Origin of the sequence: Donghicola mangrovi, assembly GCF_013377535.1 — a bacterium.
Lineage (GTDB): Bacteria > Pseudomonadota > Alphaproteobacteria > Rhodobacterales > Rhodobacteraceae > Donghicola > Donghicola mangrovi.
Genome location: NZ_JABCJE010000037.1, coordinates 1 through 1,080 on the forward strand (window position 1 = coordinate 1; position 1,080 = coordinate 1,080).

Genomic DNA, 1,080 nt, shown 5'->3' on the forward strand with positions numbered 1-1,080 from the left:
GGGCCGAGAGCGGATAATTTTTCATTCTGACCGATAACGCGTAAGGACGATCTTTTAAGCGTTAGATGGAGCCGCATTTTCCTAAGACATGACGCAGCCGTTTAGAGTGACCCCAGAAGGAAGGTGTACATGGAAAAGGAACCGCACAGGAATAAAAGCACGACCTCTATTGACGCCAGCCCAAAGAATGCAATGCTGAAGACATCCTTCTTTGCTGGGTAATCGTTGAAGTAGATTAGAAAAATCACTTTGATCCCAATGAGCGCGTAAATCAGAGCAGATCCTTGGATGCCGAGGGGCCTCGAAGCCAGAACAGCAAGTGAGACAAGAAAGTTTCCGGCTTGAAACCAGAGAAGCTTTTCGCGCGTCGAGTTGGTCATCCTTCTGCTCCTTCAGCGTCCGCCATCCTGTTGCGTCACGGCTCGGATTCCGCCGCGCCGCCACAGGACCGCTTCGAGCCCGAAATTGCCACTTTGACCAATTGTACTCGTCATAGCTTGATGAAAGTCTACTCAAAAACCATGGAGCTTCTGTGTTGAGCATTCGATATCTGAAAGTCGCCGGTGTCGGGCTGGCCGGATTGACCGCAGCGATGCATATTTTTGTTGGTAGTGTTGATACGCTTTTCCCTCTTTTGGAAGGCGATCTTGATATGGTTATAAAAAGTACATTTCATGCCTGCTGGCATTTTATCAGTGTTTTCTTGGCCTTCTCGGTTTGGAGCTTTGCGAGCGAAACGGAATCTGCGAAAATGATAGCGCGACTTTGGATTGCATTCGCTGCCTGCTTTTTCACAGTTGGCCTCTACAGCGCAGGTCTTCGCGGATTGATCATCGTACCGCAATGGACTTTACTTTGGGCCGCAGGTGTCCTTGTTCTCCTGCATTTCAGACAGATAGAGAGCAAAACCGCGTAACAGCATCGGTTGTTGGCAGCAAGGTCCGCACTTAGGACCTTTACCCCAAGATTTCGCTGCAGCACGCAATGAGAGGCCACTTCGGGGAAGCTGTACCGCGGCGAGGATGCATTCTCGACCGTAGGCTTTGGGCCGTTTGCCAAGGCCATCCACTGAGATTGAGT

Annotated in this window: 2 protein-coding genes; one reads left to right on the top strand and one right to left on the bottom strand. The window is 50.4% G+C overall.

Features of this window, described 5'->3' with window-relative positions:
• Positions 1-101: 101 nt before the first annotated feature.
• The gene (locus tag HJ536_RS20660) at positions 102-380 is read right to left on the bottom strand and encodes a hypothetical protein (RefSeq protein ID WP_177159273.1); all 279 of its coding nucleotides are present in this window, start codon (positions 378-380) and stop codon (positions 102-104) included.
• A gap of 155 nt (positions 381-535) precedes the next feature.
• Between HJ536_RS20660 and HJ536_RS20665 the strand changes: the two genes are divergently transcribed.
• Positions 536-916, top strand: coding sequence for a hypothetical protein (locus HJ536_RS20665; protein WP_177159274.1), 381 nt, complete (start codon positions 536-538; stop codon positions 914-916).
• Positions 917-1,080: the final 164 nt, after the last annotated feature.